Below are 19,109 nucleotides of genomic sequence, written 5' to 3'. Positions count from 1 at the left end.
ACAAGCAAATATTGATGCTGCATATAAAATAGGACGTTAGAAGCTGCTACAACGAATGCATAGAGCGTGTGAAACAAAAAAATGCAAGCTTTAAAGATTAAGAATGTCGCGCCATAAGATTCTACAACAGTTGTATGTAAAAAGATTGAATTTTAAAAACCCGTTAATCAGAAAAGTTTAGCGGATTTTTGTTGACCAGGGTGGAAATCCAGGTTCGGAATGGGCAGGTTAAAAAGATAAGATATTCCTTTTAAGGCAGGTCTCTGTCCGGACTTTAGCGTGATATTGCAAGGTCAGAAAATTTATTTGATAATCATTATCATTCATGTTATATTGTTCACGAGTAAACAAAATAAAATTAATTATCCTTAAACACCATACTATTAAAGTGATATTTTTGTTTACAAGTAAATAAGGAGCGATCACAAGATGACTTCAAAAGATCGAACAAAACAATTGCTTCATGACCAATTTATCCGTTTTTTACATGTATATGAGAACCACAAGAATACAGAAATTGAGCATTTCCTAAGTGTCGCCCAGCGAGAAAGCATCGAGAACATTCCTCAGCATTTGACCGCCGTTCATATGATAGATTGCATAGGAAAGCATGAGCCTATTAACAACACAGGTATTGCCGAGGCGATGAATTTATCCAAAGCAAGTATCACCAAAATTGGCAACAAACTGCTGGAAGAAGGATTCGTCAAACGCACAAAAATGAATGACAACAAGAAGGAGAGTTATTTCCGGTTGTCACCGCAAGGCAAAAAGATCTTTGAACTGCATGAACGTCTGCATGTACATGAGGCGGAACGTTTCTATCGTACGCTCGACAAATATTCGGAAACAGAGCTAAACGTAATCCATCAATTTCTTCAAGACAGTCGCATCAATATTGAATCCAGATCGTACGAAGGAGAGTGAAGCATGTGAGTCTGGCGGAATTGATCAGGGAGCGCAGAAGCATTCGTAAATGTAACTCTACGCCGGTGGACCAGGAGTTAGTTGTTGAATTACTACGTAAGGCTAATCGGCTTCAACCATTTGATGAGGCTGGCTCGTGGCGTGTGGTATATGCCGGAACTCCAGAAGCGCGCAAACGGTTGGTGGACTGCATGCTCGAACAGATGTCGCAGAGCAAACTCGGCAAACTGATTCCCGGGAAACTTCTGGATGTGTTCAAAAAGAGAGTTACCGATATTCCTGCACACGTCATTGTGATGTCGACTGTAGGACCGGATCGTCTCACCAATGACCGCAATTATGCTGCTGCCTGCGGGATGATGCAGTGCTTCCAACTGATGGGTTGGGAACATGGTTTAGGAATGTTATGGGATACAGAGTCCATGATCCAGCATGAAGGTTTTTTCAAAGGAATTGGCATGCGTGATGATGAAAGATTCGTTGGCATTCTTCATATAGGATATTTCGACAAAGCACCAAGAAGTCGGAAAAGAACACCAGCCGAGCAAAAGTGGACCGTATTACGAGGGCAGTCTACATAGAAGAGGAGGTTGTAAAAATGAAATTGTCAGATCTGGAAGGAGACATGGGCGGCCCGAGTGAGTTTTTGGATCAACCAGTATCGCAGGACCTAATTCTTGAGTTGCTCAATCACGCCGTATGGGCGCCAAATGATGGACTCCGAGAACCGTGGCGATTTATCTTTGTTGATAACCCGTATGGGGACATCATGCAGGGATTACAGGAGCAAGCACCTGCGTATCTTCTGGTCTTGGTGAATGCAGAGTCAGATCAACATAAGCAGGAAGAGGACTTTGCAGCTGTCTGCTGCCTAATTCAAAATTTCCGCTTGCTAGCATATGAGCAGAGTCTGGGTGTGCGCTGTACATTGCATGACTGGATGTACGAATCGAGCCGTACTGAAGTGTTTGGTGTACTGAATAACGAGCGTATTGCTGCAGTTCTAGAATTGGGATACGGTGCAAATCAGTCGAAAGGGACTACTGATTTATCTGAAACTCAACTTCATTTTGAACTTCTCTAGGGTGTTTTTCATTAAAGTCGCTTTTTTTAGCGGCTTTTTTTATTTTATCGACCACGTTTTGACCGTGTTAATCTTTGTTGAAAGCTTGACAAAGTCAGAATGTTTATATATAACTAAATAAGTTATAACCATTATGGTTATATTTAAAAAAATCAAAATTGGAGGTTCATATGAAAATCATAAATCATTTTATACCCGTTTTTACCGAGCAATTGGAGGTAACCGTTGCATATTATGAATCTCTTGCGAATCGATCTATGGATCGTACGTGGAATATTCCCGAGGCAGGCTTATCTTTAGCCACAGTATATCCTTACGTCATTGTATCTGGAAGTCAAGAGGCTTTGGAGCCCGCCAGATCACTTCGAGCAGTGGTGTATGTCGATTCCATGGACGAATTGAAGGCAGAATTAACAAAACAAAATACCCTTATCGTTAGAGATCAGCATGGTCCTATTGGTCCAAGCGTTTTTGTTCAACATCCAGATGGCAGTTTTATTGAATATGTTGAGCCTGAGGCAGCTTCTGTCTGAATTGGTGCAACATCAATACATACAAAATAAAGCTGCTCCATTAGAGGAGCAGCTTTATTTTGTATGTTCCTTTACCCGTAGTTGCTCCACAATTCGAGCTAGGGTAACAGAAGCAAGTTCATGCTCCATAGCCTTCTGTGCATTAGAGAATTGGGGTAATAGGATGGATTCAATGTTCATTCCTACAGAACAATTGGGGTCCGTATCCTTGTGGATTTTGAAAAGCTGGTCTCCGTCCACCGATTCGACTGCTTGGAAGATATCCAGTAGCGTTAATTTTTCAGGAGATATCAGAAGAGAGGCCCCTGCAACTCCTGGTTTTGTATCGATATAACCCGCTTTCTTGAGCTGGGCCATGATCCTTCTAATGACTACAGGGTTACTATTGATGCTACGCGCAATTCGATCGCCTGTACTGTAAAGCGGGTCCAGCGCGATCATGGAAAGAATATGGACGGCCATCGAAAAGCGACTACTTATTTGTTTCAATCTACTCACCTTCTTTGCTGAATAGTATAGTTTCTTTCATAGAACAGGTCAATCGACGGCTTCGTCACCAGGCAAACAGAGTGGATGTGAGGAATTGTCAAAAACCACCCGCTATGAACTGCACCTCCAATCGTTAGATAGCCTCCAACAATTTAAGATACAGCTCACCGAGCGCGTGGTTACGATTTTCCTTATCCTAATGGAAGGTAATGAATTGGTGCTTATGTTTCTATGGAAGAGCAGTAATCACGATATCATCCACGAAAGCTGTGTTGTCCCCGGTTCCCGAAGTTGCCACAAACCGAATTTGATGTTTTCCGGGCTTGTTGAGCTGAAAGGAGTTCGTGGTGAACTCGGCATAAGCACCGCTTGTCGGTATAAATGAACCGAGCAACTGATCATCCATGTAGACATCAAAGGACTGTTGCCCCCCAAAACTGCTCCGCTTCGCAGACTGAAATTGAATGGCGTAGTGGCCTGCTGGGAAAATCAGCGATTGGCTGAACTCGCCCTGCTTGCCATTCAGGGTCTGCAAGTATGCAGCTTGCGTGCCTTCAGGCGCGTTGGAAGCACCGAACACACTGCCATTGCGAATGCGGCCTGCATTGTTTTTGAAGCTCCAGCCGTCACCGCTTGCCACAGCTACTCCGTTCTGGGACGTGACGGTTGGACTTTCGAATCCGCCATGTTGCAGAGCGGCATAGTCAGGAACGGCAACCTTTTCTATGGAAACCTGATCAATAAACGTTGCACCTGTGCCTGTCCCTGTTGCGGAAAATAGAATCGTATGCGATCCAGGTTCAACGGTAAACCAATCCGTAGTGAAGGATTCGTAGGTGCTGCCAGACGGCGTAATCGTTGCGACCGTTTGCCCATCCACTTCAATCTGCACCGGTTGAGCTTGCCCTGCATTCTGAGCGGCAGCTTTCAGGTTCATGACGTAGCTGCCTGCTGGAAACGTCAGCGACTGTTGAAATGAACCATGAACGCCATCCTGAGTTCGAACAAATGCAGCCTGAACCCCGGCAGGTGCTGGAGTAGAAGTCATGCTGCTGCCACTTCGCAATATCCCCGCCTGATCATTGAAGCTCCATCCAGCAGTTATGCCGCTCACCGTGCCAGACGGATCAGTAACTCCAGGTGACTCAAAGCTCGAATTGGTGATATAAGGGTCTTCCGGAGTCTGTGGCAACGTAATTCGTACATCATCGATAAAAGCCGTATTGTCACCATCCGTCGTTGTGGCTACAAACTTGATCGTGTGTTTGCCCCCAGCGCTCTCGAAGGGCTCCGTTCGGAAAGTTTGGAAGTTGCTGGATTCAGGCCGATACGAGCCAATAACCTGATCATCGAAATAGATGTCAAAGGACTGCGTGCCGCCAAAGCTGGTGCGTTTGGCCGCCTTGAACGACATTTGGTATGTTCCCGGCTTGAAATGGATCGACTGTCTTATCGTGCCGGAGACGCCGCCATCCGTTTTCAGATAACCTGTCTGTACACCTTGAGGCGCAGCAGTAGCCTGGAATGGACCGTTGTTATGCTGTACGCCGGAGCGGCTGTCGAACACCCATCCGTTGGTCATGGGTCCCGGTCTGGCCGATGTGGTAGCCGGTTTTTCAAAACCAGCGTTGAAGAACGTGACCACAGGAAGCTCATCCGGTATTTCGAGGTTAACAAAGCATCGCTTGTCTACACCCGGAATCGGATCGCCCAGCATGGCACTTGTACAGGCAACGCCGTTTTCCTGAATGGAATAATTAAATAATCCGTCTGCACCGTATGCGACAACCGCTTTCCCCTGAAAATAACACTCTCCGCCGTTTTCGATCATGCACAGCTTATACCCGTCCGGAGCGCTGCTGATTTGTCCAATCTGATACAGGGAGGACACCGTGCCGGATGGTTGCAACCCATTTTTGAATGCTTTGGCTTTGTAGTGTGCAAGCGAACCTTCGTTCAGAACAATCGGTCTGACATACAGGGAAGACTGGGCTGTAGGCTCGCTGCCGTCTGTCGTGTACCGTATTTGCGCTCCGCTCGTCGTTGTCTCCAGATAGAGCACTTCGGAGCTAGGGAATATATGCCGATCCAGACTGAATGTTGGAACTTCAACTTTACCCGCCTGTGAAGAAGGCAGGACGCGTACGAGGGCGACACCATACGCCGATGGATCGGCCGTGCTGGTTGCACGAACGGCAATCAACGTTTCATCCGTCACCTGAGGTGCCTGATATACGCCGCTGCTGCTGTTAATGGTGCCGTTGTTTTGTCCAACCACGCTCCAAGTCACACTTCCGGTATTATCAATTACTTCTGCCCCAAGCGTGATGGAGTCACCTGAGCGAACCGTAGGATTAACTTCATCCAGCTTGACCTGGGTCTCGGCTGGTCGGGTCGTGTAGATGATCACATTGTAATCTCCATCCACGTTGGTGTCTGTCAACGAATTCCCTCCTGGAAAAGTTGCTGCAACCGGAGGAAGAACCGCGTTGGCTTCTTGAACAATATCGTTGTTGTATACAAATTTGCGGAACGTTTGATTCACCGCAGTATCGCCAAAATTCAGCTTGATTTCTTTTTCCGTGCCGGCTTTGGTCTCCACAAGCACGGTATAATTGCCGTCGTCGCCTCTGAACGCCGCAGCGCGTACATCGTTCGAACCGCCCGTGTCCACAGCCAGAACCTCGCTATGCTCGGGAATATAACGGTTCAGCATGCCTGCGATATAAAATGTTTTGCGAGGGGTCAGCCCCAGAACAAGCGCATCCCACATCGTATATGTGCCGTTCGTTCCGCCGGTAGGATCATTGGTCCAAACCCCGTTTAACTGCCACATGAGGGCTGATTTCACACCCATATTGGCGGTTTGGATGACCGAGTTCGCATATCCCGCATCCCAATTGCTCGCCTGATCATCTGCCCACCCGAACTCGGTCAGATGGAGCGGCTTGTCGCCAACATACCCTTTCCGCAGCGCGAAGGCATTGCCGAGCCCTTCATACGATTCCCCATATACATGGAAGCTGTATCCATCGATGGCATCATCCGCATGTTGTTTCATGTACTCAATCCAGGCGGGAGCGCCCGTCTCTTCAGGACCCCAGATTTCGATCAGATCGCGTAGACCATCCGCAGTCAGCCTGGCACTCGTTTTATTCACCATTTCGGCATAATAGGCTTTCTGATCACCGGGAGCCTCAAAGTCCCAACTGCCGTTCGGTTCGTTATAAAACGTCAAATACTTCACGTTGTCGTAACCGCGGTTCAGTATCAATTCCTCCAGCAGGGCAGAGGCAGAAGCGGCATAAGCATCCAAGTCAGCTGGCGCACTCGTCCATGGATCAATGCCCGGTATTGTGAACCAGTCATGCACAGTCGATCCGACTTTCCAACCAAAGTTTAGCTCAATTTCGGTTCCGGCAGCCTTGAAGGCGTCGAGATATTTGTAGAAAGCTTTCATTTTGGCACTGTCCCATGTATAGGTTCCTTTCGCGGGTTCCATCCAGTCGATCTGAAACCACACTCTGGCCACCTTGGGCTGAATGGTCTGAATTCGCTTGTTGTCTACCTCCCAGTGGGCTTCCGAATAGCCGTATTGAGTTTGCCCGGGCATGAGGGCCGTAGGAATGGTGTTGACGCCGACGCCGAGAAAATCATCCTGAATCACATCACTCGTATCCATCGTAATTGTGTGGCTGGTACGGTTCAGATTCTGGCTCTCGTTCTGATCCGCATAAATGAGGGAAGGAGCGGGAACAAACGAAGCGAGCATGGTGGATATAAGGAACGGAATTGCCCATCGTGAAGCTAAACGACCGGATCTACTTTTCATTTCAGCTCTCCTTTTTCATGGTTTACCGCAAGGGCTACTCCATGAGGTGGTTTAAGACAGTCGACTTGCGGCACTTAAAATGATAGCGTTTACAATATAAGTAAGATTTGAATTATCCATGGATACAGTTGAAAAAATAACGGCTGAGGTTGAACAAAACGAAGCCGGGTTGAACGATTCTGCTTGGTAAAGGCCCTTTACGAATACAAATGTGCATTTTATGCTTTTATTAGAGAGTGTTTCGTCAGAAACATGAAAATGATCGTCATAGCAATGCCCATGGAACTGTAAAAATAGGGAGGGTCCAATAACATGTCAACTAATCCATACTCTACCATCACTGCGCTTCAGGTTTCCGACACCGGTCGCTATCTGGAAACGTCGGAAGGAGTCCCTTTTTTCTGGCTTGGTGACACGGCTTGGGAACTTCTGCATCGTTTGAACCGGGAAGAGACTGAACTGTACCTTCGTACAAGGGCCAACCAGCGTTTCACGGTCATTCAAACGGTGCTGCTGGCCGAGTTCAGCGGTACCACAACGGGCAATGCTCAAGGCAGACTGCCTTTTCATATGGACGAGAACGGTCAACCTGAACCAATCCGTCCGGATACCGATGGACCTTATTCCTATTGGGATCATGTAGACGCTATGCTTCAACTTGCAGGCAATCTGGGTCTGTATGTTGCACTGCTCCCGACTTGGGGTGACAAGTTCAACAGGAAGTGGGGGAAAGGCCCAGAAGTATTTTCACCGGAAACGGCCTTTGATTACGGAAAATGGCTGGGAGAGCGATACGCTGAATATCCTCAGATTATCTGGGTACTGGGGGGAGACCGTCCTCTGGAGACGAAGCGTCATTTCGACATTGTCACGTCCATGGCACAGGGGCTGAAACAAGGCGGTGCCCGGCAACTAATGACGTTCCATCCACCGGGATGCGAGTCATCTTCTCGCCAACTGCATGATGAGCCGTGGCTTGATTTCAACATGATTCAATCCGGACACGGGGAGCGGGAGATTACCAATGATAGACGTGTGCAGCAAGATTATGAACGTAAGCCGGCGAAACCCACGCTTGATGCCGAGCCATGTTACGAGGATATCCCTGTCGGCTTCCGGGGTGAACAAGGTTATTTCGATGCAGCAGATGTGAGGAAAGCTGCGTATTACGCTTTATTTGCCGGTGCGCTGGGTCATACGTATGGACACCATTCCATATGGTCAATGTACCAAGGTCCGCATGATCTCATGGAATCGAACAGCCAAGGGGATTATTTCATTATGTCCTGGCGGGAAGCACTGCATCGTCCTGGTGCGGAGCAGATGCGCCATGCGCGTGCATTACTCGAAGGGGAGCTGGGCCCGGATTGGAGACCCAATTCGAATCTGATTCATCAGAACCGTGCAGGCGCAAATCATGCCGTAGCTGCGCAGAGTAAATATAACGCTTACATTTATCTACCCAATGGCTTGTACGTCGATGTCGTCATGGGGTATATTGAGGGCAAGAAAACAAATGCCATGTGGTTTTGCCCCAGAACAGGAGATACAACCAAGGTTTCTTCAGATTCAGATTCTACAATACCGAATCAAGGCATTAAACGTTTTGCAGCCCCAACCAGCGGAAGAGGGAATGACTGGATTTTGATTTTGAAGGGGGTCTAATGCATGTATAAGGTGATGATCGTAGAGGATGAAATGCTCGTTCGCATCGGATTGAAAAATTCCGTCGAATGGAGCAAATACGGCTTGGAGGTTACGGCCGATTTCCCGGATGGCCTGGCCGCATGGGATTATTATGAGCGCGAGAAACCCGATGTGGTCATTACCGATATCAGTATGCCCAGAATGGATGGCATGGAGCTGATCTCCAACATCCGCAAGCAAGACAAACATACACGCGTCATTGTGCTGTCATGTCTGGAAGAATTTGAATTGGCTCGCAAAGCACTGACACTGGATGTGTCCAGTTATATTCTTAAACTAACCATGACCGAAGAAGAGATTGAGCAGGTACTAACAGGGGTCAGGGAAGAGCTGGATCAGCAGCATATCCCACCCCAATCGCAAAAGACAGGGACGGCGTCTCCGGATATGGAGCTTGTGAAGGAAAAGATGTTTAAAGATTTTATGTTCTATCGCATCTTTTCAACGCAGGAATTCGCCAGATTCGTCTCGGAGAGCGGTCTGCGCCTTTCGCCCGTTCGTCTCGTCGTGTGTGTAATGGAAGTGGATCGATATGCCTCGCTCAAGGAACGTTTTCGGGATGAACACGGCCACTTGGTCAAGATGTCGCTGTTAAACATTTTAAGCGAGATTATGTCCGGTTATAAACGGGGAGAGGCGGTTCAGATCAACGATCGGCATTACGCGCTTGTATTGCATTATGCCGATATACTGTCCGAACAATCCATCGTGCAGGAACTTCGGCAGTTGCTCGAACATGTTCAGGATACGATCCGTCATTATTTCAACAGTACTGTTTCGTTCGGGATCAGCAGCATCAACGGGGGATATGACTCGCTGCCGAGACAATATGCCGAGGCACAACGCGCATTGCAGCGTAAATTCATCACCGGCCCCGGACAACATCATCAAGGAATAGGGCGTGCAGACCATTCGGGCGTGCTTGAACGACTTGAACGGCTTCGAAGCCTTACACCTCTTCGGGAATTGCTTCCGTCGCTCAAACAGAAAGAATACGACGAATTCCTGGATGAGATTGAACGCGGCATGAACGAAGAGCGAAAATCAATGGAGATCACCATTTACCAGTTTGTGCAATGGATTAATACGAATGTATATGATCATAACAATGAAAAAACGCTGCTGCTTAGCATGACCGAACAGTTGGAAATCTGTGACACGATGCCGGATATGCTTGACCAGGTCGTTATCTATATTGACACGTTGGTTGATTTAATTCGCAAGCGCTTACAAATGAGTGATGAGATTACCCGCGCCATTGAGTACATCAAACGTCATTATACCGAAAACATCAGTCTCCAGATGGTTGCAGACCATGTAGGTCTAAGCATGGGGTATCTCAGCAACCTGTTCCGGAGAGAGCTGCAGATCACTTATATTGATTATGTGAACCGTTATCGGATTGAACGTGCCAAGGACCTGCTTGCCCAAAATCAACTACGCTCGTCCGATGTGCCGGCTCTGGTCGGCTTTTCGCCCGAGTATACGTATTTTAGCAAGGTATTCAAAAGAATTACGGGTCTTAATCCGAACGAATATCGGCGCCAAACGACGCTCAAAGACAGAGGGTGACATGAATGAGAACATCCGTCAAATCCCTGTTTGTCTCCAGACAGCTCCGAACACAGCTTATTCTGTATATTATGGTCATCAGCCTCGCCGTACTGGCGGGGGCTTCTTATTTTATTTATTCCTTTATGCAGAACATGATCAAAATCCAGAACGAACGGTTGCTCTACCAGCAATTCCAACAGCTTGACCATAACATAGGCGGCCTGGTGAAAGAGATCGATCGCCTATCCATGCTTTTTCTGCGGGATGATCACATTCAGCAGTTTTTGTACAAAATTTCAGAGAAAACGGAAGAGGAATTTCTCGAATCGAAAAACGACGTGCAGCGGGTCATTGCCGATTTCATCGACAACTACAACTATATTGACTCGATTTATATTACGGCGGACAATCTCGGGGCAGTAGGAGGCAGTCAGAAGCGGACGCTCGTTTACGATCGGGACGCATGGCAGCAGAGTTTCTTTACTTCCGAGCCCTTCCGTCAAACGCTCGAACAGTATCCTCATCTGGTTATGCATTCCGGGATCAAAAAATCATTCTACAATCCGTATCTGACCGGAGAGGACGATGGTTACCTGATCAGCCTGATGCGTGGCACGCGTGCCATCTATGATCCAACCACAAGCGCCACCCTGATTTTTAATATCGATGAACGGTATCTATCATCCATCTACGCTACGGCGCTCAATAGTGAAGAAGGCGATATGTATATCGCCAGCGCTGACGGAACAATCATTTCGGCCAGTGAGGCGGATCGGGTAGGGACGCAGAGCCACTTCACACCGGGAGCGGAATTGACGGACGGGGCCTACGGAAGCCTGGATGACGAAAAAGCCGGACGCAGCATGCAGGTTGTATATTACAAACTCCATGACGGCGGGTGGTACCTGCTGAAGGAAATTCCGCTCAGTCAATACGCAGACCAGATTCTGGGCGTTCAACGAATGCTTGTACTCGTGTTCACGATTAGTGTGCTTGCGATATTCATAGCCTCCTATTTCTGGCTTCGCAAAATCATTAAACCCCTCAACCAATTGTCTAGCAAAATGAAAGACATGAGCCGCGGTGAACTCGGGGTTACCGTCGATCACGTTCCGAATAATGAGCTGGGCACGGTCATTCGCCGCTTTAATGAGATGTCGCTCAGCATGGTAGAACTGGTGGACAAAAACAATGAGATTCAGGAGAAAAAGAGGGAGCTGGAACTGGAGGCATTGCAGTATCAGATTAATCCGCATTTTCTGTATAACACCTTGAACATGATCCGCTGGATGGCTGTCATTGTGAAGGCGGACAACATCGTAAATACGATTGTAGCACTGGGCAATATATTGCGCCCCGTATTCTCCAGCAAAGACTCCATGTGTTCTCTGCGGGACGAACTGTCGTATCTGGACAATTATCTGAAGATCATTAATATGCGATTCAACAATAATATTACATTTACAATGGACGTGGATGAAGAGTGGATGGATTGTCAGGTGCCACGTTTTATCCTGCAACCGCTGCTGGAAAATTCCATTGCTTCCGGCAGACAGAGTGAAGATTTTGCCATTCAGATTGGAATTACGGCCTCAGTCAACCAGGAACGTCTGATGCTGAGGGTCACCGATTCCGGCGTCGGAATGGATGCAGAGAGCATCTTAAAGTTAAACGAAAAGCTGGCTAAGGGAGAATCGCCCAAATCCACTGTTGGGGGGAGCGGAATCGGACTGAATAACGTCAATAAACGGATTCGTTTGTATTATGGACCGGACTTCGGCATTCATTTCGTTCCGGCCGATCAGGGCGCAGAGGCCATCGTTACCTTGCCTGTACATCGATTATAGAAGAGGAGCTGCGGCTTCGAATGATCCATGCTCTCGTGAGCTTCGCCGAAAGGCAGCACATGAGGGCGTTTTTTGCATATTGGAGCACTGCTTATTCGTTCAAGCGGAGTCTCAAAATTGTTCAAGTCGGCTCGGAAGGCAGCTTTGTTTTTTTCAAGCAAATCAGGGGATCTTTCATTCAAGGGCCATCAAGAAAGCGTTATCATATGAATAAGCCAATACGAAAGCACACGTACAAAGGAGAAATTCATATGCAACGTACCAAGACCCTGAACAGAGCCGTAACCCAAAGGACCGGCAAGCTGAATCGCAAGGACGGCATACACCTCCTGCTTCTGGCTACACCATTTGTACTGTTTACGCTGGCCTTCAGCTACGTACCTTTATTCGGATGGATCTACGCATTCTTTGATTACAAACCAGGCATCCCACTTCAACAAACCCCTTTTCTGGGGCTGGAAAATTTCCGCAACATGCTGGATGATCCACGGATGGGACCCGTGCTGGCGAACACGCTGGCACTAAGCTTGTTGTCCATTGCAACCGCTCCCGTACCGATGCTGCTTGCCATACTGATCTCGGAAGTCCGCTCCGGCTGGTTCAAAAGGCTGGTGCAGACCGTCTCTACACTACCGAATTATATTAGCTGGATCATCGTATTTTCCCTCGCATTCAGCATGTTCAGTACGGAGGGAGCCGTCAATTCCATCATGATGAAAACGGGGATCGGCAGTCCACCCGTGGATATTCTTGGTAACTATGACCGGGTATGGACGGTGCAAACCTTGCTGTTGCTGTGGAAGTCCGCAGGATGGAGCGCCATCATCTATCTAGCTGCCATCGTTGGCATCGACAGCGAACAGTATGATGCAGCCAAGGTGGATGGCGCCGGGCGCATGCGTACGATCTGGCACATTACGCTACCGAGCATCATGCCGACCTTCATTGTGCTTTTGCTGCTCTCTGTCAGCAACCTGCTGTCCGCAGGGTTTGAGCAATATCTCGTATTCAGCAACGTCATGATTGCAGACCGGATCGAAGTGCTTGACCTCTACGTGTACCGGCTCGGATTGGTGACAGGTGACTACTCGTACTCGACGGCTGTGGGCATTTTCAAAACGGTAATTAGCGTTCTGCTGCTCTTCAGCGTCAACATTCTATCCAAGAAAGTTCGCGGTCAAGGCATCGTCTGACCCCAGGGAAAGGAGCAAAACAAACATGCGCACACAACCCGCAGGACAGACGCTTCGTCCCGTCCGCCATACCGATTGGAAAGACCTTACGTTCACCCTTTTTAATTACATCGTGCTGTCCTTGCTTGTCATCATCACCATCTATCCGTTCTATTATATCTTCATCTATTCGATCAGCGATCCCATCGAGGTTCAGAAAGGGGTATATTTCTGGCCAGCCGGCTTCTCCCTTGAAGCTTACCAAGCGACGGTGAAATTGCCGGGTATCATGGACGCAGCCATTGTCAGTGTCTCCCGGACCGTGCTCGGAACGTTGATTACGGTGTTCAGCTGTTCCTTCTTTGCCTATCTCATTACCAAAGAAGAGATGCCGTTCCGCAAAATCATTTACCGTTTTGTACTGATCACCATGTACTTCAATGCAGGCTTTATCCCATGGTATCTGACGATGAAAACGTATGGATTGCAGAATAATTTCCTGCTGTACATCATTCCAAGCGCGATGTCGGGCTTTAACATCATTTTGATCAAAACGTTCATCGAACAGCTACCCGCATCCCTGGAGGAATCGGCCAAGATCGATGGGGCCGGGTACTTCCGGATCTATCGCAGCATTATTTTCCCGCTGTCGATGCCGATTATCGCCACCATTGCCGTATTCTCCGCCGTAGGTCAGTGGAATACCTGGTTCGACAACTTTTTCCTGGTGGAAAATCCGAAGCTGCAAACGTTGCAACTGGTACTCTACAACTTCCTGAACCAGTCCAGTAACCTGTCCAACATGACGACAGATGAGTTGACCCGCGGCGATGTTGTCCGGACGCTCACACCACAGTCCATTCGCATGACCATTACGATGCTTGTCACGCTGCCGATTGTCCTGGTGTATCCGATGCTGCAGCGGTATTTTGTCAAAGGCATCATGATGGGAGCCGTCAAGGGTTAAGGTTGTATATGGTGCAATCACACCGGATTATCCGGCAATCGCCGATAATTATAGAAGAAGAAACAGGAGGGTTATGACATGAGAACTAAAAAGTCGTTCCGCCAAGTAATTGCACTGCTCATGATGACGTCCTTGCTGCTGGCAGCTTGTACGGGCAGCGGCTCGGGAGGCCAGACCAGCACGGGGGAAACCGGTTCGTCAGATACCGGCTCGGACAAAGACCTCGTGACGCTGCGAGTGCTCATCATGGAAACCGGCTCCAAGTGGAATACGCAGCAGAACAACGAAGTGGCCAAGGCTATTGCCGAGAAGATCGGTGTCAAAATTGAATACGTTGAAGCAGACGAAAACAAATTCAATGTATTGCTTGCTGGCGGCGATCTGCCCGACCTGGTACGTACAGACGTGAACAAATATCAAAAACAGTTAATTGAAGGGGATCTAATCGTTCCGCTCGACGATCTGCTCGCTACATCCGGCAAAGACATTACGGCGAACATCGGTACTGTGGTCGAATACAGCAAAAAGAACTGGAGCAACGGCACCGGAAACCTGTATTTCCTGCCTCCCCAAGTGCAATCCAAACCGGGCACTTCCATTGCGCCAATTACCATAGGCCCGACGATTCGTTGGGACTGGTATAAGGAGATCGGCACCCCGGAAATGGCCACAATGGATGACTTGCTGGACGTTGTAGGAAAAATTGTGGAAAAGCACCCGCAGACCGAAGACGGCAAAAAAGTGTACGGCGTGTCCATGTGGCAAGATTGGGGATTATGGCCTTATACGATTCCGCCAATTATCTTTACCGAGAATGTAGGCACGACAAGCGACCTGACTGCAGCCAAAGTTGGCGGTAGCGATTTCATCAGCAACTTGACCGACGAATCCTCCAACTTCTGGACTGCACTTAACTTTTATAACAAGGCTCAACGCAGAGGATTGCTCGATCCGGATTCCCTGACGATGAAGAACAATGACTACATGGCTAAGGCAACTGCAGGACAGATCGTTGTTGGCCCCGCCACCTGGGCGATGGGAGATTTCAATGCACAGCATGCCAAGGATGGCAAAGGTTATCTCGTTGTACCTGCCGGCAAACTGGCCTGGACGGGTGCAGTCAATCCGCTCGGATGGCAGGATAAAGCCTACAGCATATCCAAAACATCCAAACATCCTGAAAAAGCGATGGAATTCCTCGATTATATATACTCCTATGAAGGTGCACGCACCATGTATAACGGCGTAGAAGGCAAGCACTGGAAGATGGTAGACGGCAAACCGACACTTACGGACGAAACACTCGCATTGAAAGCAGCAGGCGGAGCTCCATACGAAGCAACTGGACTTTCACTGGATCGCAACATCATCGGTCTGGGCGGCGACATGGTCAATCCCGATGACAAGATGCCAGTCGACCTCTTTACCTCGGAGGAGGCGCTGTCCAAAGCGGCCACCCCGCTTGAGAAAGATTTTGCAGAACACTATGGCGCTTCTTACTCGGGAGAAGTATTCAAAAATTGGATCGATCAAGGCAAACTAAATACGTTCACCACCTGGATGGACGGCATGACGGACGAGGAGATCGTACAGCGGAACACCGTTCCAGGCGTAACCTTGGACGACAAATTGAAGAAACAGGAAGCAGAACTTAAAGAACTGGCAGCGCGCGAAGCGGCCAAAGTGATTCTTTCCAAGGATGAACAGGCATTCGAAGCAAATAAACAGGCTGCACTTGCGGCATTCAAAAAAGCAGGAGCAGATGAGTTTACCGCCTGGTATAACGCCGAAGTGCAGCGGCTTCGTCAAGCTCACGGGCTGTAATACGACTTCGCTCGTAACGACAAGCGTCACGAAGAGGAGCTAAAGCTGTGAAGTTTTAGCTCCTTTTCTTTTAAAACATTCAGTCAAACGGGAGTTGATACAGCCGTGGAGCACATTTTATCGACTGGCGGGAGGGATCTGCCGACGGAACGGAAAGAGAGTGCTGTTCAGACGGAAGCATTCACGTGGCATGCCTCATGGATCTGGGGAGAAGGCGAGGACTGGCCGCGCAACGAATGGCGTTGTTTTCGCCGGGAATTCGAATGGCATCATGGGGACCATGGAAGCGCCGAGGTAACCATCACAGCAGATGCCCGATATGTGTTATATGTCAACGGAGTGCTGTGCGGAAGAGGACCCAATCGCTCTTGGCCTTTTGAACTTAACTATCACGTGCATGAAGTGGGCCATCTGCTGCATTCCGGTCGTAATACGCTGGCTGTACTTGTTATCAGCTATGGGGTAGCTACGTTTGCGTATCTGCCGGGAAGGGGCGGACTTCTCGCTCAACTGGAGTCAGTTCGCTATGAGGCTGATGGGAGTTACCTGAGAAAAGAATTCATCGTGGGTACGGATGCATCCTGGCAGACCGCTCTGCATGATGGATATGAACGAAGGGCGGCACGCATGTCCTGTCAGCTTGGCTTTGCCGAACAGATGGATGCGCGCTGCTGGAATGATCGTTGGCAAGAAGTTGACACCTTGCCGCTCGAAGAGCAAGGAATCTGGACTCCTGCCCGCATCCTTGGCACGCCTGGCGATGCGCCATGGGAATGCTTGGTCGCAAGTGATATTCCGGAACTGACGGAGCAAGAAGTATGGCCTGTCCGAGTGGAATCATTGAAAGAAGCATCTCTTGTGTCCTGGACGCATGTGCTCGATGTACGCGAAGCGATGGAGCCGACAAGTCGGATGCACGCCAATCCGGTATCCTTTGCCGGTTATGTCGCAGCGGTCATTCGGGCAAGTGGCGAAGCCGAAGCAGTTGTCGGATTTTTCAGCGCGTTCCATGCTCTGCGCGGCATCACGCTTAACGGCTCATATTACCCTGCATCAGATATGGAGGGAGAACGGCCGCGCAGGCTTCAGCGAGTTAGGTTGCGGCAGGGAGAGAATCTGCTGCTAATCGAGCTGGCAGGGCAGGATCATGGCGGAGGACTGCACTTTGGAATCGACTGCGATGTTCCGTTTACGGTTGTATCGCCATTCGATGATGCGCCAATAGGCAACACACCGTTTGTCCTGATTGGTCCGTTTGCCACCCTCGTGCATATCGACCACCAGCCGGATCATGATCCCATCCGTGCATATCAGGGCTTTGGAGGCGGTAGGCCTTTGGACGAGAAGGCATTTCCGGATGCCGAGGTATATCTGCGATGCCGCAGCTTGGCTTCCATCCCTGAACTTGCTCCATTCCGCAGCTGGATGAAGCCATTTCCCGAGAGGCTTAGCTCGGAAGCTTCAATCTTTGTGTCCAGCATCTGGAAGATGCAGGAGCAGGCGCGTCCCGTTCCTGCGGACTTGCAGCAGGTATGCGTCGCCAATCGGCAGCCGGCAATCGTGCCGACAAGCTCTGGCGGAAGGAGCACGGAGCTGATTCTGGACTTTGGCCGCGAATGGTCGGGCTATCTGCGATTCGAGGTCGATGCGGGGGAAGGCACCGTCATCGACGCGTATGGCTTCGAGTATATGGACGGCGACTGGCGACAGGATACCTTTGGTGTAGATAATACGCTTCGCTACGTATGCCGCGAAGGCAGACAACGCTACGAATCGCCGATTCGGCGCGGACTTCGTTATCTCATGCTTACCATACACAGAAATACGAGACCAGTACGGCTGTTCGGCATTAGCCTTGTACAAAGCAACTATCCGGTGACAGAGATCGGCCGATTCCATAGTTCGGACGCGATCCTGAATGACATTTGGGAGATCAGCAAGCATACTACCCTACTGTGCATGGAAGATACATTTGTGGATTGTCCCACGTATGAACAGGTATTTTGGGTTGGCGACAGCCGTAATGAAGCGCTCGTGAACTACTATGTATTCGGTGCAACAGATATCGTACAACATGGTCTGCAGCTTGTTCCGGGATCAAGCCGGCAATCGCCGCTATATGTGAATCAGGTACCTAGCGGCTGGAGCAGCGTGATTCCAAACTGGACGTTTTTCTGGGGCACCGCTTGCCTTGAATATGTCCGACATACAGGAAGCAGGGACTTTGCAGCGAAAATCTGGCCAAAGGTAAAGTTCACGCTTGATCACTATATCTCACATATCGATGCCAGAGGACTATTGTTCATTGAAGCCTGGAATCTGTTGGACTGGGCACCATTGGAGCAGCCGAACGACGGAACGGTCACCCATCAAAATGCGATATTTGCGCGCACGTTGGCAGATGCGGCCCAACTGGCCAAATTGGCAGGTTGCGCAGAAGACAGCCCTTACTACTGTTCCGCATCGGAAAGAGTAACCCGCGCCATAAACAATCATCTATGGAGTGAGGAGCGGCAGGCTTATATGGACTGCATTCATGCCGATGGCTCTCTTTCCAGCACCTATAGTATGCAGACGCAGGTCATGGCGCTGGTTACCGGCATTGCAGTTGATGAGCGAAAGGAGAAGCTCAACGCATATTTAACATCGCCACCTGAAGATTTTGTAGCCATAGGCAGTCCGTTCATGACGTTTTTCTATTATGAAGCGCTGGTGATGCACGGCAAGACGGATCTAATGCTCCGGGACATGAGAGAGAAGTTTGGGGAAATGGTGAAACATGAGGCGACCACTTGCTGGGAGATGTATCCGGGATTTGCCGAGAATCGGCCCCATCCGAAATACCTGACACGCAGTCATTGCCACGCCTGGTCGGCAGCACCAGGTTACTTTTTGGGAACATCCGTGCTCGGGGTTCGCCCGATTGCAGACGGTTGGACACAAGTTAAGGTTGCCCCCCAGCCTTGCAATCTGCAATGGGCAAAAGGAGCTGTACCTCTGCCTGGCAACGGAAGGATCGACGTGAAATGGGAGATTCGGGAAGAGGAAGGTAGCGAGTCCACGTTTCATTTGGAGGTATGTGCTCCGAAAGAAATTGCAATTGTGATGGAAGCACCTGAAGGATACCGACCAATACTGGTACACAGGACATTATGAGTGCACATGTAAAGCGA

General features: G+C 49.1%; 13 protein-coding genes. 11 read left to right on the top strand and 2 right to left on the bottom strand.

Features of this window, described 5'->3' with window-relative positions; all coding sequences use genetic code 11:
• The first annotated feature begins 429 nt into the window (after positions 1 to 429).
• The 4 genes from ACX9NY_RS07550 to ACX9NY_RS07535 all read left to right on the top strand — a co-directional run bounded on the left by ACX9NY_RS07550 (position 430) and on the right by ACX9NY_RS07535 (position 2,544).
• Positions 430 to 927, top strand: a complete 498-nt coding sequence (locus ACX9NY_RS07550) for a MarR family transcriptional regulator (RefSeq protein ID WP_472477913.1) — start codon at positions 430 to 432, stop codon at positions 925 to 927.
• A 5-nt stretch (positions 928 to 932) separates the two neighbouring features.
• A complete protein-coding gene (locus ACX9NY_RS07545) occupies positions 933 to 1,508 on the top strand; it encodes a nitroreductase family protein (RefSeq protein WP_472477911.1) in 576 nt (191 codons plus the stop codon).
• A 17-nt stretch (positions 1,509 to 1,525) separates the two neighbouring features.
• On the top strand, positions 1,526 to 2,011 hold the full coding sequence (locus ACX9NY_RS07540; RefSeq protein WP_339255452.1) for a nitroreductase family protein: 486 nt from the start codon (positions 1,526 to 1,528) through the stop codon (positions 2,009 to 2,011).
• Between the two features lie 170 nt (positions 2,012 to 2,181).
• Positions 2,182 to 2,544, top strand: a complete 363-nt coding sequence (locus ACX9NY_RS07535) for a VOC family protein (RefSeq protein ID WP_472477909.1) — start codon at positions 2,182 to 2,184, stop codon at positions 2,542 to 2,544.
• Positions 2,545 to 2,598: 54 nt separating this feature from the next.
• Here the strand turns inward: ACX9NY_RS07535 and ACX9NY_RS07530 are convergent, their stop codons facing one another.
• Together ACX9NY_RS07530 and ACX9NY_RS07525 are read right to left on the bottom strand one after the other, a co-directional pair.
• Positions 2,599 to 3,033, bottom strand: coding sequence for an Rrf2 family transcriptional regulator (locus tag ACX9NY_RS07530; RefSeq protein ID WP_472477907.1), 435 nt, complete (start codon positions 3,031 to 3,033; stop codon positions 2,599 to 2,601).
• A 229-nt stretch (positions 3,034 to 3,262) separates the two neighbouring features.
• Positions 3,263 to 6,865 carry a chitobiase/beta-hexosaminidase C-terminal domain-containing protein gene (locus tag ACX9NY_RS07525; protein WP_472477905.1) on the bottom strand — a complete coding sequence of 1,201 codons (3,603 nt, stop codon included), beginning with the start codon at positions 6,863 to 6,865 and terminating at the stop codon, positions 3,263 to 3,265.
• A gap of 312 nt (positions 6,866 to 7,177) precedes the next feature.
• Here ACX9NY_RS07525 and ACX9NY_RS07520 point away from each other — a divergent pair, with 312 nt between their 5' ends.
• The 7 genes from ACX9NY_RS07520 to ACX9NY_RS07490 all read left to right on the top strand — a co-directional run bounded on the left by ACX9NY_RS07520 (position 7,178) and on the right by ACX9NY_RS07490 (position 19,092).
• On the top strand, positions 7,178 to 8,530 hold the full coding sequence (locus ACX9NY_RS07520; protein ID WP_472477903.1) for a glycoside hydrolase family 140 protein: 1,353 nt from the start codon (positions 7,178 to 7,180) through the stop codon (positions 8,528 to 8,530).
• Between the two features lie 3 nt (positions 8,531 to 8,533).
• The gene (locus ACX9NY_RS07515) at positions 8,534 to 10,144 is read left to right on the top strand and encodes a response regulator (protein WP_472477900.1); all 1,611 of its coding nucleotides are present in this window, start codon (positions 8,534 to 8,536) and stop codon (positions 10,142 to 10,144) included.
• Between the two features lie 5 nt (positions 10,145 to 10,149).
• Positions 10,150 to 11,973 carry a cache domain-containing sensor histidine kinase gene (locus ACX9NY_RS07510; RefSeq protein ID WP_472477898.1) on the top strand — a complete coding sequence of 608 codons (1,824 nt, stop codon included), beginning with the start codon at positions 10,150 to 10,152 and terminating at the stop codon, positions 11,971 to 11,973.
• A gap of 251 nt (positions 11,974 to 12,224) precedes the next feature.
• The gene (locus ACX9NY_RS07505) at positions 12,225 to 13,166 is read left to right on the top strand and encodes an ABC transporter permease (RefSeq protein ID WP_253436441.1); all 942 of its coding nucleotides are present in this window, start codon (positions 12,225 to 12,227) and stop codon (positions 13,164 to 13,166) included.
• Between the two features lie 25 nt (positions 13,167 to 13,191).
• Positions 13,192 to 14,112 carry a carbohydrate ABC transporter permease gene (locus ACX9NY_RS07500; RefSeq protein ID WP_253436444.1) on the top strand — a complete coding sequence of 307 codons (921 nt, stop codon included), beginning with the start codon at positions 13,192 to 13,194 and terminating at the stop codon, positions 14,110 to 14,112.
• Positions 14,113 to 14,190: 78 nt separating this feature from the next.
• Positions 14,191 to 15,936, top strand: a complete 1,746-nt coding sequence (locus ACX9NY_RS07495; RefSeq protein WP_472477895.1) for an extracellular solute-binding protein — start codon at positions 14,191 to 14,193, stop codon at positions 15,934 to 15,936.
• 105 nt (positions 15,937 to 16,041) lie between these two features.
• A complete protein-coding gene (locus ACX9NY_RS07490) occupies positions 16,042 to 19,092 on the top strand; it encodes a family 78 glycoside hydrolase catalytic domain (protein ID WP_472477893.1) in 3,051 nt (1,016 codons plus the stop codon).
• The last annotated feature ends 17 nt before the right edge of the window (positions 19,093 to 19,109 follow it).

Source organism: Paenibacillus sp. CB74 (genome assembly GCF_055687625.1).
Note: the sequence above shows the minus strand (reverse complement) of the source record. Positions and strands in the feature narration are given on the sequence as shown.

Bases quoted from the DNA above. Each gene is read 5' to 3' on its own strand.
- ACX9NY_RS07520 (WP_472477903.1), top strand. From the start codon at position 7,178: ATGTCAACTAATCCATACTCTACCATCACTGCGCTTCAGGTTTCCGAC.
- ACX9NY_RS07540 (WP_339255452.1), top strand. From the start codon at position 1,526: ATGAAATTGTCAGATCTGGAAGGAGACATGGGCGGCCCGAGTGAGTTT.
- ACX9NY_RS07525 (WP_472477905.1), bottom strand. From the start codon at position 6,865: ATGAAAAGTAGATCCGGTCGTTTAGCTTCACGATGGGCAATTCCGTTC.
- ACX9NY_RS07495 (WP_472477895.1), top strand. From the start codon at position 14,191: ATGAGAACTAAAAAGTCGTTCCGCCAAGTAATTGCACTGCTCATGATG.
- ACX9NY_RS07510 (WP_472477898.1), top strand. From the start codon at position 10,150: ATGAGAACATCCGTCAAATCCCTGTTTGTCTCCAGACAGCTCCGAACA.
- ACX9NY_RS07505 (WP_253436441.1), top strand. From the start codon at position 12,225: ATGCAACGTACCAAGACCCTGAACAGAGCCGTAACCCAAAGGACCGGC.
- ACX9NY_RS07550 (WP_472477913.1), top strand. From the start codon at position 430: ATGACTTCAAAAGATCGAACAAAACAATTGCTTCATGACCAATTTATC.
- ACX9NY_RS07535 (WP_472477909.1), top strand. From the start codon at position 2,182: ATGAAAATCATAAATCATTTTATACCCGTTTTTACCGAGCAATTGGAG.
- ACX9NY_RS07515 (WP_472477900.1), top strand. From the start codon at position 8,534: ATGTATAAGGTGATGATCGTAGAGGATGAAATGCTCGTTCGCATCGGA.
- ACX9NY_RS07500 (WP_253436444.1), top strand. From the start codon at position 13,192: ATGCGCACACAACCCGCAGGACAGACGCTTCGTCCCGTCCGCCATACC.